At 61.3% G+C, this 297-nt stretch carries 1 pseudogene; it reads right to left on the reverse strand.

Annotated features, from left to right (window positions below):
- A pseudogene (locus AC4HNJ_RS21770) lies at positions 1 to 297 on the reverse strand (hypothetical protein); the annotation flags it as partial.

The following is a 297-nucleotide window of genomic DNA, read 5'->3' on the forward strand; positions in this document are numbered from 1 at the left end:
CACATCGCCGCGCACCGCGCCATGGGTGCTGAAAAGAGGGAAGGGACTTTCAACGATGCGATCAATCCAGCCGCTGGTATCGGCATGCGTCGCCACGACACGCAGCGCAAGCTTGTCTTGCTCCAGCGGAATATTCAGCATCACGTTCTCGGCGTGATTGAATCCGCCGCCATCCGTGCCTGATAGCGTGGTCTCCGCGGAACCACTGAATCCGCTCAGGTCCGGCCGGTTGGTGATCATGCGAACGGTGCCGCCCATGGAACCGGAGCCGTACAAAGTGCCTTGAGGGCCACGCAG

Source organism: Dyella sp. SYSU CM1112 (genome assembly GCF_058216415.1).